This is a genomic window from Nonomuraea sp. NPDC001831 (assembly GCF_042892035.1).
GTDB lineage: Bacteria > Actinomycetota > Actinomycetes > Streptosporangiales > Streptosporangiaceae > Nonomuraea.
Genome location: NZ_JBIATU010000011.1, coordinates 165,005 through 186,988, shown reverse-complemented (window position 1 = coordinate 186,988; position 21,984 = coordinate 165,005). Strand labels below are relative to the sequence as shown.

Genomic DNA, 21,984 nt, shown 5'->3' with positions numbered 1-21,984 from the left:
GTTTGGTTTGCGTTTGTCCGTTTCTTGGGTTAGCGTTGTACCTGTTGGCGGGTGAGTGACCCCTTCGGGTCCGCCCCCATTGCGCTCCACGTAGCGACCGATGGCTTTGGTGCCCGGCTACGACCTTCATGTCTTGTCTGAGTCAAGCGAGCGCATGCCCCCCTGATGATCGATGTCACCAAGGAGACTGCTGATGACTGCTCGCCTGCGTTCTTTCGCCATGCTTTCCGCCGCTGCGCTGTCGGCGCTGACGATCGGTGCCGCCGCTCATCCCGCGCACGCTGATGCGGATGTGAACGGTCAGGGTGTGCTGGCCGGTTCGACGACGGCGTCCTACTTCTGGGACGACTCCTCGGGTCGCGCGGGTGACACGGGTCTGCCGGCTGCCGGCAAGCCGATGCAGAAGGGTCTGGCGGCTTCGCCGTCGTGGCCGCTGATGACCGAGGGTTACGTGGTCTACCAGGGTAAGAAGCTGCCGTTCTTCGTGGGTGACCGTGGTCCTGGTGACCCCTCCAGCCGTGGGGTGATGCTGGACCTGGACGCCAAGACGTTCGCGGAGCTGACCGGTGGCCGGTTCAACCCGGAGACGCTGGGTGTGGACGGTGTGAAGGGCGAGGGTCACATCAAGATCCAGTACGTGGTCACCAAGTGGGGTGACGGTGTGGGCCGCAAGGCGGCTCCGGTGGCGTTCGACACGGGTGCCTGGCGTCAGCAGGACACCGGCACGGCTCCGGTGTCGGTCAAGAAGTAACACGCGCGCGCGAAGTGAAGGGCGTTCCCCGCGGGGGACGCCCTTCACGCGTGTTCAGAGCACCGAACCTGACGGCCCCGTCGTCATCGTGACCCCCGACCCGGCGAACTCGCCCACGTCGGCGACCGCCGCCTGCCCCTCCTCGCTGCTCATCGCCGCGCGGAACGACTGCTCGTCGTCCCAGGTCAGCACCGCGACCAGGTGGTAGGCGGGCCGCTGCCCGCCACCGGCCACCGGCCGCTGCACGGTGTAGGCCCGCAGGCCCGGAAGCTTGGCCGCCAGGGGCGCGTGGATCTCGTCGTAGTGCCGGTCGAAGGCCGCGACGTCCTCGGGGTGGTGGTAGAGAACGATGAGCTGGAATGCCATGGTCCGCCTCCGGATCGTGATGTCCTGTCACGAAACCACACCCCGGCGCCCCCGTGGAAGGCCGCCGGACGGCGACGTCAGACCGGTACGCGGGTGACCAGGATCCCGTCGTGGTCGCTGAACAGCTCGGCCCCCGGCGAGAACGTGACGCCGCCGAACGTCACCGGCACGTCCCGCTCGCCCGCGCCCGTCTTGCCGCTCTTGCGGGGGTTGGAACCCAGGGCCTTCACGCCGAGGTCGAGCTCGCGCAGCGCCGTCACGTCCCGGACGGCGCCGTGGATCACCACGCCCGCCCATCCGGCCGCCACCGCCGCGCCCGCGATCATGTCGCCCATCAGCGCGGCGTGCAGCGAGCCGCCGCCGTCCACCACCAGGACCCGGCCCTCGCCCGGCTCCGACAGGACCGCCTTGAGCAGGGCGTTGTCCTGATGGCAGCGCACGGTGGCGATCGTGCCGTGGAAGGCGCGGCGGCCGCCGTACTGGCGCAGCTGCAGGTCGCAGGAGTCGAGCTCGTCGCCGCGCTCGTCGTACAGGTCCGCGGTGTTCATGGGGGCCCTTCCCGGCGGGGGTGTCAGCGGTCGCGTTCATGCTGCCACGCGCGGCCCGCCGGGCGTCGGCCCGGGCGGGAAGCGTTTCCCACGTTTTCCCAACCGGCGGCCGCGCCCTACCCCGGCGGCCCGGGCCGATCGATGCTGTGGCGGAACGCACGCCACGCGATCGTGTACCAGGGGAGTACGGATGGGGTTACGAAGGTGGACGGCCGTCCTGGCAGCGGCGTCGCTCGCCGTGGGCGGCCTGGCCGGCACGGTGTGGACGCCGCCGCAGGCGGTCGCCGAAGCGGTGGACGCCGCCACCGCGTGGATGGTCAAACCCCTGTTCCGGCTACGGGGCACCACCGGCACCGACAACACGCTGTTCACCTCCTGGGAGACGGAGTACGACAGCGCGGTGACGAAATGGGGTTACACCCCTGAGGGGCAGGTGCTGCACGTCTCGCGCGAGGCGGTGACGGGGCTGTCCCCGGTCACCGGCCTGCGCAAGGCGGGCGGCGACCGCATCTTCACCATCGACCAGAGCGAGCGCGACCAGGCCGTCGCGCAGGGCTACGTGGACGAGGGCGTGCGCTTCCACGCGCAGGCCGCGGGCGGGGACGGGCTGCTCCCGGTCCACCAGCTCGTCAAGGGCCCTTCCCACCGGTACGCGATCGGCGAGGCGGAGAAGGCACGCGCGCTCGCCGAAGGCTGGACGTACCAGAAGGTCGCCTTCTACGGACGGGGCTCGTTCAGCAAGAAGCTGCTGATCAACGGGGAGTTCACCACGGACGCCGCGTCATGGGAGGCCGCCGGGCCGACCACGACGGCGGTCGAGAACGGCGTGCTCAAGGTCACCGTGGCCGACGGCACCACCGAACCGGGGCAGGCCCACCTGCGCCAGCTCGGGCGCACGTTGCAGGCCAAGAAGACCTACACGCTCTCCTTCGACGCCCACGCCAGCGCCGCGGCGACCATCAGGGCCGTGCTCTGCGAGGACGTCGAGACCTGCCCGGAGATCTTCGCCACGGACGTGGAGCTGCCGGACCAGCCGCAACACTTCTCCTACACCTTCGACTCCACCGCCGACACCACCACGGCGGCGCTCACCTTCCAGCTCGGCGGCCAGGGCGCGCTGACGGCCTTCCTGGACAACGTCTCGCTGACCGAGCAGAAGTGGACCGTCTCCACCGATCCCAAGCCGACCGAGGCCGAGGCGCTGGCCGCCGCCGAGGCCACGGGGCAACTGGTGGAGGTGCTGGCCGAGCGGGGCGAGACACGCGAGGTGTACGCCACCCCCGAAGGCACGATGTACGTCAACGACCGGCTCGCCCCGATCAGGAAGAAGCAGGGCGACACGTGGGTCCCCCTGTACAACGGCCTGCGGTTCCAGGACGGGACGGTCCGGCCGTACTCCTCGCTGGTGGACCTCAGGCTGTCGGCCGGCGGGACGGGGCCGATGGCCACGCTCACCCGCTCCGGCCACACCATGTCGCTGACCTGGCCGACCGCGCTGCCCACGCCGACCCTGGACGGCGACACCGCCGTGTACGCCGGCGTGCTCGGGCCGGACGTGGACCTGCGCGTGCGGGCCACCGCGGACGGTTTCGCCCACACGCTGGTGGTGAAGACCCCCGCCGCCGCCCAGGACCCCCGGCTGGCCAGCCTGACCCTCGGCCTGTCCGCGCCGACGCTGACGGTGAGCACCGGCGCCGACGGCACGCAGGAGGCGGTCGACCCCGACAACGGCGCGGTGATCTTCGAGGCGCCCAGGCCCGTCATGTGGGACTCGGCGGCCGCGCCCCCCGCGGCGGGCACGGGCATGGTGGGCGAGGACGGCCCGGTCGACCCGCCGACCACCCACGCCACGGACGGCGCCCCCGGCGACGCGTCGAAGATCGCCACGATCGGCACCGAACTGGGCCAGGGGCAGCTCACGCTGACCCCCGACCCGGCCATGCTGACCGCGGCCGACACGACGTTCCCCGTCTACATCGACCCGATGTACCGCACGCCGATGAGCTCGGCGAACCTCATGGTGGCCAGCAGCGGGTTCGAGATCTACAACTTCACCAAGGACCAGGGCATGGGCCGATGTCCGATCGGCCTGCCCTCCAGCGGTAAGAGCTGCGGCTCCCCGCACAAGAAGCGGCTGTTCTACCGCATCCCCACCGGCTGGCTGGCCGGCAAGCAGGTCCTCTCCGCCGAGTTCCACGTACGGGAGGTGTGGGCCGCCTCGGGCAGCAAGCGGCCGGTCAACATCCACCTGGCCAAGGCGTTCGGCAAGCACTCCACCTGGAACTCCACCTCCGACAACTGGCTGCGCAAGCTGGACAGCCGCAACGTGGCCAAGGGGTGGTCGGGCTGCGCCGCCAAGTCCTGCCCGGCCGGTGACGTGCTGTTCAACGTGACCTCGGGCGTCAAGGAGGCGGCGCAGAAGGGCTGGCGGGACACCACCTTCGGCCTGCGCGCCGCCGACGAGGGCGACCAGCTCGGCTGGAAGCGGTTCGAGTCGCGCGCCTACCTGCGGGTGCACTACAACCGGCCGCCGCTGCAGCCGAAGATGAGCCAGCTGGAGATGGAGCCGGGCGGCCCGTGCAAGGGGCCGGGCAACCCGTCGGTGTTCAACTGGTCCACGCCGAAGCTGATCGCCAAGAACCTCCGCGACCCCGACACCTACAACCGCACGGCCGACAAGGTGCAGGCCGAGTTCCTGGTGTCGTGGAAGAACGCCGCCGGCCAGAACAAGGAATGGCGGTACCTCACGTCGGCCAAGAGCGCCAGGTCCGGCAAGGCGGGCAACAGCTTCATGGCGCAGGTGCCGCGCGGGCTGCTGCCGGAGAACACCGTCGTCAACTGGCAGGTCCGGGCCCAGGACAGTCGCAAGGGCAGGGGGCCGTGGAGCTCGGCCGGGGCGGCGACCGCCTGCTACTTCGTCTTCGACACCAAGGCGCCGCCGCTGCCGGTGATCACCTCGTCCGGCGCCGACGGATACGTCGCGGAGAACCCCCTCGACCCGGCGCAGACGCCGCAGGACGGCATGGGCCGCTACGGCCGGTTCGTCATCACCTTCGACCCGTCGGTGACCGAGTGGGCCTACGCGGTCAACGACGACCCCACCCAGTTCCGCAAGAGGACCGCCGGCAGCGCCACCGAGACGGTGCAGATCCTGCCCAGGGTCGTCGGCAGCAACAGCCTCTACGTCCGCGTCAAGGACCAGGCGGGCAACTACTCCAAGGGCTCGGCCGTCTACCGGTTCCGGGTCGCGCCCGGCCGCGGGCCGAAGGCCCACTGGAAGCTCAACGACCCGGCCGGCGCCACCACCCTGGCGGAGACCGGCGGCCGCTACCCGGCCCGTACCGCGGGCACGCCGCAGCTCGGCGTGGCCGGTTCCCGCGGCACGGCGATGGCCGGCAACGGCACCACCGCCTACGCCCGTACCGACGCCGCGGTGCTCGACACCACCAAGAGCTTCACGGTGACGGCGTGGGCGAAGCTGCCGGACGTCCTGCCCTCCTCCTACGCCACCGTGCTGGCCCAGGACGGCGGCAACGTGTCCGGCTTCTGCCTGCGCTACGACGCGCCGAACCGCAAATGGGTGTTCTGGCGCATGAACGCCGACTCGACCTCGGCGGCCTCGGCCAGCGCGTGGTCGGCGAAACAGGCCAGACCCGGCGAATGGACGCACCTGATGGGCGTCTTCGACTCGGTGGCCAAGAAGGTGCGCATCTACGTCAACGGCGAGCCCGGCACCGAGATGGACTACACCAGCGCCTGGGCGGCCAACGGCCCGCTGACCATCGGCCGGGTCCTGTGGGGCGCCCAGCCGCTCGACCACTTCCCCGGCAAGATCGACGACGTCCGCGTCTACGACCGGGTCGTCAGCGTCGAGGAGGCGGCGGCGCTGTCCAAGGAGATGCTGACGGTGACGCACAAGTGGCACCTCAACAACGTCCCCGACGACAGCGGCGAGGCGCCCAGAACCCCCGTCAAGCTGTACGGCGCGGCCCGCTTCGTGGCCAGGACCCCCATGAGCAACAGCGTCGTGCCCGGCTCCCTGCGCCTGCCGGGCGCGACCGGCGACTACGCGGCCGTCGAGTCGGCCGTGCTCGATCCGCGGGAGAGCTTCACCCTCTCGGCCTGGGTGGAGACCAGCGGCCAGGCGCGCAAGGCGATGACCCTGCTGAACCTGCCCATGGCCACCGGCAGCGCGCTGACGGTGAAGTTCGACCCCGCCCGCGGCGACCCGGACATGGGCGAGACCGGCCGGTACGTCGTGGAGATCCCCGGCGGCGCCGCCGTGGAACACCCCGCCTTCCACACCGGGTTCGGCGACTGGGACCACCTGGCGATCGTCTACCGGGCCCGGGAGAAGACGCTGGAGTTCTGGGTGAACGGCACCCTCGAAGCGGCTCCGGAGGCCGAGGTCAAGTCCTACCGCAACGACGTCGCCCTGTCGGGCCCCATCACCTCGGCCCAGCTCGGCCGCGGCGGGACGGGCCTGAACTGGTCGGGCCACGTCGACGACGTGTGGGTGCTGCGCGGCCCCGCCGACGAGAGCCTGATCGACCTGCTGGCCCTGTGGTCGGAGATGTCGGTCGTCTCCGAAGACGCGCTCAACGACAACACCCCCGACTGACCCGGGGCGGGGGCGCCGCGCCGGCGCCCCCGCCGTCCCTGCTGCCGCTTCCGCTCTCTTCCCTGGGAGGTACGGCATGCGCGTCCATGCCGCACGCCGACGTCGCTCTTCCTGGTCCCGGCTGCTCCGCGCGGCCCTCACGCTGCTGCTCACGGTCGGCCTGATGGTCGTGCCCGCGACGCTCCCCTCCGCGAGCGCCGCCGCCGAGCGAGACCGGCCCAAACCCGTCGACCGGGAACGGGTCGTGCCCGGCCGGCCCGCCGCGGTGAAACCACGGATCAGCGAACCGAAGGCCCCCGACCCCGTGGCCGCCTGGCCCGCGCCCGGCACGGTCGAGGTGGACCTGGCGGCCCCCCCGGCGTCCGCCGCCGCCCGCAAGGCGGGCACGCTGTCCGCGACGGCGGCCGACGCCGCCTCCGCCGCCGGGCGGGTGCGCATCCAGACCCACGACCGCGCGGCCTCGCAGCGCGCGGGGGTCGGCGGCCCGATCTTCACCGCGGCCCGCACGTCGGGACCGCCGGGCAAGGTCACGATGAAGGTGGACTACGCCCCCTTCGCCGAAGCCTACGGAGGCGGCTTCGGTTCCCGGGTGCGCCTGGCGGCCCTGCCCGCATGTGCCCTGACCAGCCCGGACAAGGCCGAGTGCCGCCGGGCCGTGCCGCTGAAGGGCCGCAACGACACCGCGACCAGGACGCTCAGCGCCGACGTCGACCTCGCCGCCGAGCCGATGGTGCTGGCCGTCACCTCCGGGACGTCGGGGGACAAGGGCGACTTCGGCGTCACCTCGCTGTCGCCGTCGGCGACCTGGCAGGTCAGCCCGCAGACGGGCGACTTCACCTGGTCCTACCCGCTGCGGGTGCCCCCGGTGCCGGGCGGGCTGGTGCCGAACCTGGTGGTCAACTACTCCGCGGCCTCCATCGACGGGCGCACCGCGACCACCAACAACCAGGCGTCCTGGCTCGGCGACGGCTTCGAGCTGTCGCCCGGGTACATCGAGCGCAAGTACAAGTCCTGCAAGGACGACGGCGTCCCCAAGGACCCGACCTACCAGGTCGAGCCGATGGACCAGTGCTGGGCCTACGACAACGCCACGCTCGCCCTCGGCGGATCGGGCGGCGAGCTCGTCCCGACCGGCCCCGACACCTGGGTCCTGGCCAGGGACGACGGCACCCGGGTCCAGCGCCTCACCGGCACCGCCGCCGACACCGCCAACGGCGACGAGGACAACGAGTACTGGCGCGTGACCACCGCCGACGGCACGCAGTACTACTTCGGCAAGAACCGCCTGCCGGGCTGGACCTCCGGCAAACCCCAGACGAACTCCGCCTGGGACGTCCCGGTGTTCGGCGACGACGCCGGCGAACCGTGCCACAAGGACGCCTTCAAGGACTCCTGGTGCCGTCAGACCTGGCGGTGGAACCTCGACTACATCGAGGACACCCACGGCAACGCGGTGACCTTCTACTACGCCAAGGAGCAGAACCGCTACGGCCGCAACCTGCGCGCCGCCGACGACACCGCCTACGACCGCGGCGGCTACCTCACCTCCATCCAGTACGGCCTGCGCACCGGCGACCTGTTCCCGGCCACGCCGCCCGCCCGGGTCGACTTCACCAACGCCGAGCGCTGCCTGCTGACCGCGGCCGAGTGCGCCGACATCTCCGCCCATCCGACCCGCTGGCCGGACGTGCCCTGGGACATGAACTGCGACGAGGGCACCGAGTGCAAGGACGGCAAGGGCACGGCCTCGCCGAGCTTCTGGACCCGCAAGCGCCTGACGAAGGTCACCACCAAGGTCGTCAACGCGGCCGGCACCGGCCACCGCGACGTGGACTCCTGGGAGTTCAAGCACCTGTGGGGCGTGGCCGACGTGGACCGGCAGCTCAAGCTCACCGACATCGTCCACACCGGGCACGCCGGTGCGGCGCCGGTCACCATGCCGCCGGTGAGCTTCGTCTACCAGCAGCTGGCCAACCGGGTGGACAAGCTCGGCGACGACGTCGGCCCGTTCGTCAAGGAGCGGGTGGCCTCGATCCAGAACGAGACCGGCGGCAAGCTCGACGTCACGTACTCGGGGATGGACTGCAGCCCCTCCGATGTGCCGCAACCGGCGAGCAACCGCCGGCTGTGCTTCCCGACGTTCTGGCAGAACTCCAACGGTGGCGCCGACCCGAGCCTGGACTGGTTCCACAAGTACGTCGTCCGCGAGCTGATCCAGACCGACCTGACCGGCGGCGGCTCGGACATGGTCACCCGCTACGACTACAGCATCGGCAAGCCCGCCTGGCACTACGCCGACGACGACGGCATCACGCCGGAGAAGTTCAAGACCTGGTCGAACTGGCGTGGCTTCGACAAGGTCCGCGTGATCGGCGGGGCCACCAGCGCGGCCAGCGGCGGCACGCCGTCCCAGACCGACTACTGGTACTTCCAGGGCATGAACGGCGACCGCGCCTCGGTCTCCGGCGGCACCAAGACCGTCACCGTGGACGACGGCGAGGGCGGCACGTACACCGACCACGAGTCCCTGCACGGCACCACCCTGCGCACCGTGACCTACGACAAGGCCGGCGGCGTGCCGGTGAGCAAGTCGATCAGCACGCCGTGGTACCACCAGACGGCCTCCAGGTCCCGCCCGTGGGGCACGATCACCGCCAACCTGACCGGCACCAGGTCCACCCGCACCTTCGGCCTGGTCGGCCTGTCCTGGCAGCAGACCCACTCGACCGTGACCGAGTTCGACCTGACCACCGGCGCCGCGCTGACCACCGACGACGAGGGCGAGGTGGGCGTCGCCGGCGACGAGGAGTGCACCAGGACCGAGCTGACCGCCGACGGGGCGCGGGTGCTGCGCCTGCCGGCCCGGGTGACCACGGTGGCCCGCCGCTGCGCCGACACCCCGAACCTGCTCACCGACCTGATCGCCGACGCGCGCACCTACTACGACGACAAGGCGTTCAAGGCCGCGCCCGTGCACGGCGACGTGACCAGGACCGAACGCGGGAACACCGCCTCGGCGACCGCGATCACCGGCTACCAGGTGATCGCCCGGTCGACCTACGACGACCTGGGACGCCCCAAGACCGTCGCCGACGCCGCCGGGCTGACCACCTCCACCGACTACACCGAGGCGCACGGCGTCACCACGCAGGTGGTCACCACCACCCCGCGGGCCCGCGCCGACGACCCCGACTCGGCCATGGTCACGACCCGGGTGCTCGACCCGGCGTGGGGCCTGGCGACGCGGGAGACCAACGCGGCCGGAAAGGTGACCGTCGCGCAGCGGGACGCGCTGGGCCGCACCTCGAAGGTCTGGGGACCGGGCCGCACGACGAGCATGACGCCCGACAACGAGTACCAGTACCTCGTCAACGCCGGCGCGATCGTGGCCGTGGGCGCCAAGACGCTGACCGGCGAAGGCGGCCAGCAGACGTCGTACACGCTGTTCGACGGGTGGCTGCGGCCCAGGCAGTCGCAGGCCCCCGGCAAGAACGGCGACACCAGGGGCCGGATCGTCTCCGACAGCGTCTACAACGGGGCCGGGCAGGTGCACTACACCTTCGCGCCCTACTACGCCGACGGCGACCCCGAGCCCAAGCGGTTCGGGGTGGCCACCGTGGGCGCGGTGGAGTCGCAGCTGTGGAACACCTACGACGGCCGCGGGCGGCTGCTCGCCGAACGGCTGCTGTCCGGCAACAGCGACGGCGACGTCAACGAGCTGTGGAGCACCCGTTACGAGTACGGCGGCGACTGGACCAAGGTCGTGCCCCCGTCCGGCGGCACCCCGGTCACCACCTACACCGACGTGCACGGGCGTACCCGTGAGATCCAGCAGCAGACGGCCGCCGGGCCGGTCGTCACCAAGTTCGCCTACAACCACCGCGGCCAGCAGGAGTCGGTGACCGGCCCGGGCAACCAGGTCTGGTCCTACAGCTACGACCTGCTCGGCCGCCGGGTGCAGTCGAACGACCCCGACCGCGGCGTCGAGAAGACCGCCTACGACAACCTCGACCGGCCGGTCCTGACGACCGACGCCCGCAACCAGAAGATCGGCATCGAGTACGACGGGCTCGACCGCATGGTCGCCAAGTACGACGCCACCACGTCGTCGCCCGGCACCAAGATCGCCGAGTGGGTGTACGACACCGTCCGCAAGGGCCAGCTCACCAGCTCCACCCGCATCGTCGGCACCGACCGGTACACCACGCAGGTGGAGGCGTACGACAACCTGGACCGCCCGCAGCGCAGCCGGGTGGTCCTGCCCGCCGTCGAGGGCGGCCTGGCGCCCGCCCAGGGGTACGTCTTCGACACCAGCTACAACCTCGACGGCAGCGTCGCCGCGAGCAGCAGCCCCGCCGTCGGCGGGCTGCCCGCCGAGAACATCGCCTACACCTACGACGACCTCGGCCGCCTGGTCTCCACCAAGTCCCAGCTGTCGACGTACCTCGTCGGCACCGACTACACCAAGACCGGCCGGGTCATCGGCCTGCGCATGCAGTCCGGCGGCGACGGCAAGCAGATCGACCAGACCTTCGACTACGAGTTCGGCACCGGCCGCCTGGCCAAGGCCACCACCTGGCACTTCGGCATGGCCGGCACCGACCGCAGCACCCAGTACGCCTACCAGCCCGCCGGGAACATCACCCAGATCAAGGACACCTCCCGCGACGGCGTCGACAACCAGTGCTTCCGCTACGACGAGCTGTCCCGCCTGTCGGAGGCCTGGACCCAGGACGGCGACGCGGCCTGCGCCGCCACCGGCGCGAACGCCACCGTCGGCGGCCCGGCCCCCTACCGCGCCGCCTACACCTACGACGACACCGGCAACCGCCGCAGCGAGTCCCTCTACGGCGCCGGCCCGGCGGGCGGCGTCCAGCAGTCGGACCGGACCTACGTCTACGACCCGGCCAAGGCCCACCGCCTCACCACGGTCCCCGGCGCCGCCTCCTTCGCCTACGACGCCTCCGGCAACACCGTCGAGCGCCGCACCCAGGCGAGCAACCAGACGCTGACCTGGGACGCCGAAGGCGAGCTCGTCAAGGTCAACGACGACAAGAAGGGCGAGACCCGCTTCCTCTACACCGCCGACGGCGAGCGGCTCATCCGGCGCGACAAGGACGGCACCACCCTCTACCTGCCCGGCCTGGAGGTGCACCTGGTCAAGGGGGCCACCAGCCCCACGGCCAGCCGCTTCGTCGGCAACGCCATGCGGACCACCACCGGGGTCACCTACGTCCTCGGCGACCACCACGGCACCGCCGAACTGGCCATCAACGCCGAGACCGGCGCCCTCAGCCAGCGCCGCTACACCCCCTTCGGCGCCCTGCGCGGCAGCCAGGGCGCCTGGCCCCAGGGCCACCAGCGCGGATTCGTCGGCGGCATCAACGACACCAGCACCGACCTGACCACGCTCGGGGCCCGCAGCTACGACCCGCTCACCGGCCGCTTCATCTCCGTCGACCCCCTCATCCAGATGGGCGACTCCCAGCAGATGAACGGCTACAACTACGCCAACAACAATCCCCCCACCCTGGCCGACCCCACGGGCAGGAAACCCTGCTGCACCGGCGTCGGCTGCTTCCACTCCATCGCGCCGCCCTGCGGGCCGGGCGAGGACCACGACAACCCGGACTGCGAAGGCCCCTGCGATCGGGACGGCGCCAGAAAACGCCTCAACAACGCCCGCGACTCGCAACAGAACGAGCGGCAGCAACAGCAGCAGACCGCCAAGCGGAACGCGGTGCTCGAAGCCTTGAAGGCCGCAGGCATCGGATTCATCAAAGATTTCCTGAAAATAGATGACATAAAAGGCTGTTTAGGCGGCAGCGTCGGCAGTTGCGTCAGCCTGATCCTGGAATTCGTGCCGGCCAAGAAGATCGGCGGCCTGATCTGGAAACTGGCCACCAGGGTCCGGATGGGCATCAAGATCTACAAAAAGGTCCAGGGCGCCATCAAGGCGGCCCGCCGCGCCATCGAAGCCATCGACGCCAAGATCGACGACATCAACAAGAAAATAGCCGCCCTGGACGGCCTGATAGCCCGCGCGGGCAAACGCAGCAAGAATCCCTCGGCGGGCGGCTCCTGTCCCTTGTCCAACAGTTTCGTCCCGGGAACCAAGGTCCTGCTCGCCGGCGGTCTGACCAAACGCATCGACCAGCTGAAACCCGGCGACAAGGTCATGGCCACCGACCCGGAGACCGGCCGCACGGAGGCCAAGGACGTCACCGCCACCATCGCCGGTGAAGGCCCCAAGAACCTGGTCACCGTCACCGTGGACAGTGGCGGCGGCAGCACCCGCGACATCGTCGCCACAGACGGTCACCCCTTCTGGGTGGCGGACGCGGGGAGCTGGCGCGAAGCCAAGGACTTACGTCCCGGCCAACTCCTCCGTACGGCCGCCGGCACCTACGTCCAGATCAAGGCGGTCAAGGCGTGGACCGCCCAGGCCCGCGTCCACAACCTCACCGTCGCCGACCTTCACACGTACTATGTCGTGACCGGGGACACCTCGGTCCTCGTTCACAACTGCGGAATCCTCGCCGACAACGACCTCATGGTGAAGGCGATAGGGGGCCACGAACAGGCGCTGGCCGAGATCCAGAACGCTTCGACGGTGTACATCACGCCGAACCAGCGACACGAATTCCTCAACGTCACCAACGGGCTGAACGCAAGGCGTCGGTTCCTCGAGGAGAACAACATCCAGACGATCACCGGTCAGCAGGCCGCGGAGTGGGCTTCCTCCTCGGAATTCCGGACGGCCTTCAACGCCGTGGTGGGAGCGAAGGGACGGGGTGACGCCGCGTTGGTGGGCTTCGCGGCCGCCAGCGGGATGACCGCGGTGACGATGGAGCGGAACCTGACCAATTTCGTCACGCAAACCCTCCGGCTCCCAGGGGTGTCCCTCCGCAGGGTGATGCCCTGATGGGCAGCTACAACCTGCTGTCCTTCACGGAAACGTGCCCCAGGTGCGGATATACCGGCGAGGCCGAGGCGGAGTTCCAATTCGGGCTTCTCGAGCTGCGGCCTTACCGGGTGGGGGACCGTGTCGAGTGGGGGACGAAGGGCCTGCGATTTCCCTCGGCGCGCCCCGAAGGAGGCGACTTCGAAGGCGCCGGATATGTCGAGTGCGAGAACTGCCGGAAGGATTACTGGGTCGCCATATCCGTCGAGGCGGACATCATCTCCGCGGTGCACGTCGATCACGGCAGAAGGGGCTACGTGGATTAGTGCCCGTTCGGCACGCGGGAGGGACCGGCTGCACCCGTGAAGCCGGTCCCGGGTGCCAGGGAAACGCCTTCTGGATGCATCCGCGCCGCGCTGGTTATGTTCGAGGAAGCGTTACGGAATGTGACTTGCCTCCTCTCGGCTGTGGGTTCGTCTCAGTCGGATATCGCCCACGTATCGGAGTCGCCAAGGTTTCTCCGGAGAAATGCAGGATTTGTCTCGGTTGAATATCGGTTGACCGTGGGCTTCGACAGTCGGTCAATCATGGGGACGTGATCAATTCACCGTACGACGGCGTTCGGGTGCTGGGGGCGGTCGAGTTCCGGTGGGCGGGCGCGCCGGTGGTGTTGCGCAGGCGGCAGCAGCGGCTGCTGCTCGGCGTGCTGGCTCTGTCGGCCGGCCGGGTCGTCCCGCTCCAGCGCCTGGTCGAGGTGCTCTGGCCCGAAGGGGCGCCGCAGGGCGCGCGCAGGCAGGTCCAGGTGCTCGTGTCGCGGCTGCGCGGCCTGCTCGCCGGCGTAGCCGGAAGCGACGTGGAGGTCTTCGCCACCGGCTCCGGCTACGGGTTGCGCATCGATCCCATGGCCGTGGACGCGCACCGGTTCGCCGTGCTGAAGGAGCGGGCCGGGGCCAGTGACGACGACGAGGAGAAGGCCGGGCTGCTGCGGCAGGCGCTGGAGTTGTGGCGTGGCCCGGTGCTCGACGAGGCGGCCGTCGGCGCCGCCCGCGACACGCTGTGCGTCCGGCTGGAGGAGGCGCGGCGCGAGGCGATCGAGGAGCACGCCGAGGCGTCGTTGCGGCTCGGCCGGCACCGGCAGGTCCTCGGCGCGCTGGCCGAGGAGGTGGCGACCGCGCCCACCCGGGAGCGGCTGGCCGGCCTGCTGATGCTCGCGCTCTACCGCTCCGGCCGCATCGCCGAGGCCCTGGACGTCTTCGAACGGTCACGCGCGCACCTGAACGAGGAACTGGGGCTCGATCCCGGCCCCGCCCTGGTACGGCTGCGCCTGGACATCCTGCGCGGCGACCCCCGCCTCGGCGGCCGGGCCGGGCCGGGCGGCGTCGGCGGCCCCGAGACCGTCAGGAGGTCCGGCGACCTGGAGGGGGAGGGGCTGGTGATGCTCGGCCTGGGCCGGATCCGCTTCGCCCAGGACCGCTTCGCCGAGTCCGTCGCCGCCTACGAGGAGGCCCGGCGGGCCTTCCAGCGGCTCGGCGACCGGCGGCACCTGGCGGCCGCCCTGTCCGGGCTGGGCACCGTGCGGGCCGAGGGCGGCTGGTTCGCCGAGGGGGAGACCGACCTGCTGGAGGCGGCCTCGCTCTTCTCCGCCCTCGGTGACCAGGCCGGGCACGCCCACGCCATCTACATGCTGGGCTTCGTGGAACGCGAACGCGGCGACGACGAACTGGCGTTGTGGCTGCTCAGCCGCGCGCTGCGGACGTACCAGAAGATCGGTGACCTGCGCTGCCAGGCGCTGCTGCAGCGCAGCATCGGCCTGGTGCACCGGGCGAGGGGCGAGTACGGGCACGCCGCGACCAGGACCCGCGAGTCCCGCCGCCTGTTCGCCGCCCTGTCCGACCCGCACGGGACGGCCTACGCCGACCAGTCGCTGGCCAAGATCCGGATCCGCGTGGGGGACCTGCCGCAGGCCGAGCGGGCGCTCCAGGCGAGCCTGCGCGTCTTCACCCGCCAGGACGACCGCTTCGGCCGCGCGCTCGGCCTGCGGACGCTCGGCGAGCTGCGCCTGGAGCAGGGCGCGGCGGCCGAGTCCAAGGCCGCGCTGTCCGCCTCGCTCGACCTGTGGGACACGCTGGAGCTGCCGCTGTGGCGCGCCCGCACGCTCTCCGTGCTGGCCCGCCTGGAGTCGCGCAACGGCGAGGCCGCGCACGCCGGCGCCGCCCGCCAGGAGTCGACCGCCATCTTCAGCCGCATCGGCAGCCGCGAAGGGCGCTGACGTCCCCGGCTTCCGTCGGATATCCCCGGCATTCCCGACGCAAAGGGCGCTGACGTCGCTGGCAAACGGGTGGCAACAGGGGCCGCGTACATTGCGCGGGCATCTTCCTCCCGCGCCGAAGGAGAGCCTCATGAGGCGATCTTCCACCGTCACGGCGGCCATCCACCGGGTGCTCGTCCTGACGGCGATCCTGCTCTCCTCGCTCGCCGTCGCGACCGGCTCGCCGGCCGCCGCGGCGGGGCAGCCGGCGGACGCCGGGCAGCGAGGGAACGGCCCGTGGGTGGAGCCCGGGCTGGCCCGCAAGCTCGACTCCGGAGGCAGGATCCGGGTCAACGTCGTGACCAGGGATCGCGACGAGCTGGCCGCCGTCTCCGGCTCCGGCGCCGGCCAGGTGCTCCAGACGCTGTCACGCCTGCCCGTGGTCACCCTGCGGACCGACCAGGCGGGCCTCCAGCGGCTCGCCGCCCGGCCGGGTGTGCTCAGCGTGTCCGAGGACCGGCCGGTGCCGCCGGCCCTCGGGCAGAGCGTCCCGCTGATCGGCGGCGACCGCACCAGGGCGGCCGGGCTGACCGGCGCGGGCACCGCCGTGGCCGTGCTGGACACCGGCGTCGCCACCGGCCACCCCTTCCTCGGCGGCCGCGTGCTGGCCGAGGCGTGCTTCTCGCCCGCCGACCCCGACTACTCCGCCACCAGCCTGTGCCCGGACGGCGCCCCCAGGCAGGACGGCCCGGGCTCGGCCGACGCCGAGAGCGGCGGCTGCTCCGACGAGCTGCTGGACTGCTCCCACGGCACGCACGTGGCCGGGATCATCGCCGGCGACGGCGAGGGCATCGACGGCGACGGTGGGAGCGGGGTCGCGCCGGGCGCCGGCCTCGTGGCCATCCAGATCTTCAGCAGGTTCGACTCCGACGACTTCTGCGGCTCCGGCGGCGCGCCGTGCCTGCTCAGCTTCTCCAGCGCCCAGCTGGCCGCGCTGGAGAAGGTCCAGGCGCTGAAGGCGACCCTGCCCATCGTGGCGGTCAACCTGAGCCTGGGCAGCGGCATGCACACCGCGGCCTGCGACACCGACCCGCGCAAGGCCGCCATCGACGCCCTGCTGGCGGCCGGGGTCGCCACCGTCGTCGCGGCCGGCAACGACGCCTACCCGAACGCGGTGGCCGCCCCCGCCTGCATCTCGTCGGCCGTCGCCGTGGGCAGCACCACCGACGCCGACGTCCTGTCCTCCTTCAGCAACCGCGGCCCGCTCCTGGACCTGCTGGCCCCCGGCAGCGACATCGTCTCCTCCGTGCCCGGCGACCGCTGGGCGTCGATGAGCGGCACGTCCATGGCCGCGCCGCACGTCGCGGGGGCGCTCGCGGTGCTGAGCCAGGCGTTCCCCGGGCTCGGCCCCGCGGCGCTGGAGGCCAAGCTCAAGGAGACGGGGCGCCCGATCGCCTACACGGGCGCCACCACGCCCCGCATCCAGCTCGACGCCGCCGCCCTGGACGCGACGCCCCGGCCGGGGCCCGACCAGTACTTCCACTCGCGGGGCAGGATCCTGGACAACGTCCGGATCAGCGCCAACTCCACCATGATCGTGCAGGTGGCGGGCGTGGCCGGGCTGCCCGCGCAGGGCGTGCGGTCCGTCGCGCTCAACGTCAGCGCCAAGGGCGACTTCTTCAACACCGGGACGATCACCGTGCACGCCTCCGACGAGCAGGAACCGGACGGCAAGGTGCTCGCCTACGACACCTCCCGCTACGCCTCCACGATGATCATCGCCAGGGTCGGCGCCGACGGGAAGGTCAAGGTGGTCAACCGCGGGACGGGACCCGTCAAGGTGACGCTCGACGCGCACGGCCACACCCTCGACAGGGCGGCCGCTGCCGTGGGCGGCACCTACTTCCCCGTCACGCCCGCCCGGATGGCCGACCACACCGTCATCCCCGCGCTGGGCAACCACGAGCTGTCCGTCGCCGGCATGAACGGCCTGCCCGCCGCCGGGGTCGCCCAGGTCGCCCTCACCGTGGTGCTGAAGAGCCCGTCGACCGGCACCGTACGCGTGTACGCCGCCGGCGACGCCTACCCCGTGGACGCCAACATCGACTACCCGGCGAACCTCACCACGCAGTTCCACACGATCGTCAAACCGGGCCAGGACGGCAAGATCAACGTGCACAACCTCGGCTACGACAACGTCGAGATCTCCGTGGACGTCACCGGCTACTTCACCGCCGAGCGGCGCGGCGGGCTGGTCAAGGCCGTCCGTCCCACGTCCGCGGGACGGGCCCTGGCGATCCCGGCGGGGGGCACCAAGGCCGTGCGCTTCACCGGCCTGCCCGCCTCCGGCGTCACCGCGGTCGCGCTGACCGTGGCCGCGCGGGGGGCGGCCGCCGGGACCGTCTCGGTGCTGCCGCCGAGCGGGCCCTCGACCGCCCGCGTCGTCTCCTACCCGGCGGGCAAGGACGCCGTCGGGTCCGCCATCGCCGCCGTACGCCCCGACGGGTCGGTGGTGCTGAAGAACGAGGGAACCGGGCAGGTGAGCGTCGACGTCGACCTGTACGCCTACTTCGCGAACGCCTGACCCCCCGGTCACCCGCGCCTGGAACGTCCTGCGAACCCCGGAAAAGGAGGCGGGCGGATGAGCCCCGCAGTGGTGAACGGCATCCACGCCCGCATGCTCGCGGCCGAACTCAGCCTGCTCAAGGCCGCCTCCGGTCTCGGGCTGGTGCAGCTGGCCGGGCACACGCACTGCAGCAAGTCCTCGCTCCAGCGGTACCTCAGCGGCAAGCTGCTGCCGTCCCGCCAGGCCGTCGAGGCCATCAGCAAGGCGTGCTGCGGCGACACCGCGCGCCTGGTGGCGCTGTGGGAGCTGGCCGTGGCCGGTCCTCCCGAGCGGCCGCGTCCGGCGCAGCTCCCGCACGACGTGCCGGGCTTCACCGGGCGTTCCGCCGAGCTCGCCCGTCTCGCGGGCCTGATGCCGGACTCCGGCAACGCCATCGCGATCGCGGTGATCGACGGCGTCGCCGGAGTCGGCAAGAGCGCGCTCGCCGTGCACTTCGCGCACCGCGTGGCCGGCCTTTTCCCGGACGGTCAGCTCCACCTCGACCTGCGCGGCTCCGACGCCGAACGGGGGCCGCTGCCGCCCGCCGAGGCGCTGGCCCAGCTCGTCCGGGCTCTCGCCCCGGACCTGCGGCGCCTGCCCGGCGACGTGGGGGAGCGGGCGGCCCTGTTCCGCAGCCTGATCGGCGACCGGCGCATGCTCGTCCTGCTGGACGACGCCGCCTCCACGGACCAGGTCCGCGCGCTGCTGCCCGGCAACCCCGGCTGCCTGGTGCTGGTGACCAGCCGCCACCGGCTGGGCGGGCTGGTCGCCCGGGACGGCGCCCACCACATCGCCCTGGGCACCCTGACCGCCGCCGAGTCCGCCGACCTGCTGGCCGCCGCCGCCGGCGCGGAGCGCGTCGCCGCCGAGCCCTGGGCCGTCGCCGGCATGACGCGGTTGTGCGGATATCTCCCGCTGGCGCTGCGCATCGTGGCCGAGCACCTGGTGGTGAACCCGTCGCTCACCATGACCGACCTCGTCGGTGACCTGGCCGCCGAACAAGGAGGCGCCGACCGGCCCGCCGCCGTACGGACGGTGTTCCCCGGGTCCTACCGCGCCCTGCCGCCGCCGGCCGCGCGGGCGTTCCGGCTGCTGGGCAGGCAGGGGTGCCTGGACCGGCGCTGAGCAGCCGCCGGGTGCCACGTGCGCCCCGTGCGGCCGGGCGCGGTCAGCGGGCGTGTCCCGCGCGCAGCCAGGAGACGTAGTCGGCGATGCCGGAGCCGGTGTCGTAGGCGGGCTCGAATCCGGTGTCCTCGCGCAGCCGGGTGATGTCGAGGCACAGGTCGCGGCCGGGGCCGGCGGGGTCGCGGCCCTCCCGCAGCTCGACGTCCGCGCCGGGCACGGCCCGCCGGATCGCCGCGGCGACCTCGCCGTTGGTGGTCATCCGGCCGGTGGCGACGTTGTACGTGCGGTGGCGCAGCCGCTCGGCCGTCTGGAGCAGGGCGATGGCCCGCCCGCAGTCCTTGACGTAGCACAGGTCGCCGCCGTCCCCGGCGTACGCGCCCCACGCGGGGCTGGCCAGGTCCGGCGCGACGCCCCGGACGGCGGCGTGCACGAGCTGCGGCAGGAGGAAGAACGGCGAACGCGCGTGGCCGAGCGGCCCCCAGATCGCGCCGATGCGGAGGTTGACCACCTCCAGCCCGGCGGTCTCGGCCAGATGGCCGGCCATCAGCTCGCCGATCTTCTTGAACGTCGGGATCGGGTGGCCGGCCGACATCGTCAGCGGCAGGTCCTCGGCCAGCGGGCCCGGGGCCTCGACGCCGCCGTAGACGCCGATGGTGCTGGCCAGGCCGAGCCGGGACACCTGCCATTCGGTGGCGGCATGGAAGACGTTGAGCAGGCTCGCGACGGACTTCTCGACCCCCTCGACCGGCTCGTACGCGTCCACCGGCCAGGGCATCGAGCCCGCCAGGTGCACGATTCCAGTTATCTTGTGCCGGTCGCCCAGGGCGAGCAGCGCCGCCCGGTCGGTCAGGTCGGCCCGCTCGACGACGAGCCGTCCCTCGGCCTCGCCGGTCAGCGGCGCGGGCACCTCGGGGGCCCGGCGCTGGACGAGCACCACGGACTCGCCGAGGTCGAGCAGCGCTCGCGCGGTGTGCATGCCGATGAAACCGAGCCCGCCCGTGATGAGGATCATTACCGCAACTCCTTGTCGTCAGTACCACTGATCGTCAGTAGTACTGATGATTAACGTAGTACGAGGACCCGGCGGCTGTCCAGCGAGGGGCTCGTGCGCTGACGGCGAGGTGAACCTGGGGGCGGCGGATCCTCATTCATCCCGCTAAAGTTCATGATTCGGTACCGCTGCTGTCCCAGGAGTCACCGCCTCATGCCGAACGCCGAGCCCTTACGTCCTGGCGATCCCACGTCCTTGGGGGCCCACCGGATCACCGGATGGCTGGCCTCCGGCGGGCAGGGGGTCGTCTACCTCGGCCAGGGGCCGGACGGGCGGCCCGTGGCCGTCAAGGTCCTGCACGGGATCGTGGCCGGTGAGCGGTTCGCCGCCCTGACCGAGGCGGCCCGCCGGGTGGACTCGCCGGGCGTCGCGCGGGTGCTCGACGCGGCCTGGGGGCGGCTGTCGTACATCGTGAGCGAGTACGTGGAGGGGCCGTCGCTGGCCGAGGTGGGCCGGCTCGGCGGCGGCAACCTGCGGCACCTGGCGGTGGGCACGGCCACGGGGCTGGCCGCGGTGCACCGGGCGGGACTCACGCACGGCGACCTCAAGCCGTCCAGCGTGCTGCTCGGCCGGGACGGCGCGCGCCTGGTCGGCTTCGGCACCGCGGGAACCGGCCCGGGCTCCGGCCGCGCCGGCGCGGGCACCGGGCCCGGCCACGGCTCCGACGGCGGCGCGGTGGCGTACATGGCGCCGGAGCAACTGGACGGACGCGCGTCGGTGGCAGCGTCGGGGACGACGTCGGGGGCAGCGTCGGGAGCGACGTCGGGAGCGGCGGCGGACGTCTTCGCCTGGGCGTCGGTGATGGTGTTCGCCGCCACGGGCCGGCCGCCGTTCGGCGACGACGCCCCGCCCGCGGTCGCCGGCCGCATCCTGCGCGGCGAGCCCCAGCTCGGCGACCTGCCCGAGCCGCTGCGCGACATCGTCCGCGCCTGCCTGGCCAAGGATCCGCAGGCGCGCCCGCCCATGGCGGCGGTCCTGCCGCTCGTCCTGGGCGAGCCCCGCCCCGCCCCGCCGGAGCCCCCTGAGGGCCATCGGGACGCTCCCGCGGTGACGGCCGGGGAGCTTCCCAGGGATCATCGAGACGATCCAGCGGTGCCGGCCGACGGTCCGGTCGCCTCGCCGGCGGGCCGGTCCAGGTGGGCGGTGGGACGGCGGTCGCCGGTGCTGGCGCTGGCGGCCGGGGCGGTGGCCGTGTCGGTGGCGGCCGGCGTCGTGGTGTGGAACTCCGGCAAGCGGCAGGCGGACGCCGAGGTGCGCTCCGCCCATGAGCCCGTGCGCACGTCCGCCTCGGCGGGACCGTCCCGGCACGGCACGGCCGCGTCGAGGCCCACGAGGACGCCGCAGCGCCGCTCGACGCGCCCCACCCCCTCCGCCACGGCCCCGTCGGAACGCTCCACGACGCCGCCCGCCACCACCGGGAGGGCCGCGTTCGCCCTGGCGTACGTGCGGGTCCAGGGCTCCTCGACGATCAACTCCGCCGGGGTCACCTGCTACACCGGCGCGGTGAACTTCGCCGCCGGAGTGAACGCCACCCGCCCCGGCGCCGCCTACACCTACCAGTGGCTCTACGACGGCAGGGTCATCGAGCGCGGCTCGTCCCGCTTCCCCGCGAACAGCCGCAGCGGCTACGTCAGCTCCCGGAGGCTCGTCACCCCCTCGGCCGGCAGGCACACCGTCGCCTACCGGATCCTGACCCCGTCGCCCAGGACGAAGGCGGTCAGGTTCACCATGTGCGCGCCGTAGGCGGGCACGAGAAGGGCGGGCC

The 21,984-nt window shown here is 72.1% G+C and carries 11 protein-coding genes; 8 read left to right on the top strand and 3 right to left on the bottom strand.

What is annotated here, in order from left to right; all coding sequences use genetic code 11:
• Window positions 1-193: 193 nt before the first annotated feature.
• Window positions 194-751: a hypothetical protein gene (locus ACFYYW_RS31750; protein ID WP_387654079.1), complete on the top strand. Its 558-nt coding sequence runs from the start codon at window positions 194-196 to the stop codon at window positions 749-751.
• A 54-nt stretch (window positions 752-805) separates the two neighbouring features.
• Here the strand turns inward: ACFYYW_RS31750 and ACFYYW_RS31745 are convergent, their stop codons facing one another.
• Window positions 806-1,117 carry an EthD family reductase gene (locus tag ACFYYW_RS31745; protein ID WP_387654078.1) on the bottom strand — a complete coding sequence of 104 codons (312 nt, stop codon included), beginning with the start codon at window positions 1,115-1,117 and terminating at the stop codon, window positions 806-808.
• A 77-nt stretch (window positions 1,118-1,194) separates the two neighbouring features.
• Window positions 1,195-1,665: a ribonuclease E activity regulator RraA gene (rraA, locus tag ACFYYW_RS31740; protein ID WP_387654076.1), complete on the bottom strand. Its 471-nt coding sequence runs from the start codon at window positions 1,663-1,665 to the stop codon at window positions 1,195-1,197.
• Between the two features lie 190 nt (window positions 1,666-1,855).
• Here rraA and ACFYYW_RS31735 point away from each other — a divergent pair, with 190 nt between their 5' ends.
• The 6 genes from ACFYYW_RS31735 (at window position 1,856) to ACFYYW_RS31710 (ending at window position 19,168) form a co-directional block, all read left to right on the top strand.
• Complete coding sequence (locus ACFYYW_RS31735) at window positions 1,856-6,286, top strand: LamG-like jellyroll fold domain-containing protein (RefSeq protein ID WP_387654074.1); 4,431 nt, start codon at window positions 1,856-1,858, stop codon at window positions 6,284-6,286.
• Between the two features lie 76 nt (window positions 6,287-6,362).
• Window positions 6,363-13,211 (top strand): polymorphic toxin-type HINT domain-containing protein, encoded by a 6,849-nt coding sequence (locus tag ACFYYW_RS31730; RefSeq protein WP_387654072.1) that lies wholly within the window; start codon window positions 6,363-6,365, stop codon window positions 13,209-13,211.
• Window positions 13,211-13,516 carry a hypothetical protein gene (locus tag ACFYYW_RS31725; RefSeq protein ID WP_387654070.1) on the top strand — a complete coding sequence of 102 codons (306 nt, stop codon included), beginning with the start codon at window positions 13,211-13,213 and terminating at the stop codon, window positions 13,514-13,516. Before ACFYYW_RS31730 ends, ACFYYW_RS31725 begins: the two co-directional genes overlap by 1 nt.
• A 269-nt stretch (window positions 13,517-13,785) precedes the next feature.
• A complete protein-coding gene (locus ACFYYW_RS31720) occupies window positions 13,786-15,459 on the top strand; it encodes a BTAD domain-containing putative transcriptional regulator (protein WP_387654068.1) in 1,674 nt (557 codons plus the stop codon).
• A gap of 130 nt (window positions 15,460-15,589) precedes the next feature.
• A complete protein-coding gene (locus ACFYYW_RS31715) occupies window positions 15,590-18,022 on the top strand; it encodes a S8 family serine peptidase (protein ID WP_387654066.1) in 2,433 nt (810 codons plus the stop codon).
• A 57-nt stretch (window positions 18,023-18,079) separates the two neighbouring features.
• Window positions 18,080-19,168, top strand: coding sequence for a helix-turn-helix domain-containing protein (locus tag ACFYYW_RS31710; RefSeq protein ID WP_387654064.1), 1,089 nt, complete (start codon window positions 18,080-18,082; stop codon window positions 19,166-19,168).
• Between the two features lie 43 nt (window positions 19,169-19,211).
• On the opposite strand, the gene ACFYYW_RS31705 is transcribed toward ACFYYW_RS31710, so the two are convergent.
• Entirely contained in the window at window positions 19,212-20,180 is a 969-nt protein-coding gene (locus ACFYYW_RS31705) for an NAD-dependent epimerase/dehydratase family protein (protein WP_387654062.1), read from the bottom strand.
• A 192-nt stretch (window positions 20,181-20,372) separates the two neighbouring features.
• On the opposite strand from ACFYYW_RS31705, the gene ACFYYW_RS31700 reads away from it, so the two are divergent.
• Window positions 20,373-21,962 (top strand): protein kinase, encoded by a 1,590-nt coding sequence (locus tag ACFYYW_RS31700; RefSeq protein ID WP_387654060.1) that lies wholly within the window; start codon window positions 20,373-20,375, stop codon window positions 21,960-21,962.
• The last annotated feature ends 22 nt before the right edge of the window (window positions 21,963-21,984 follow it).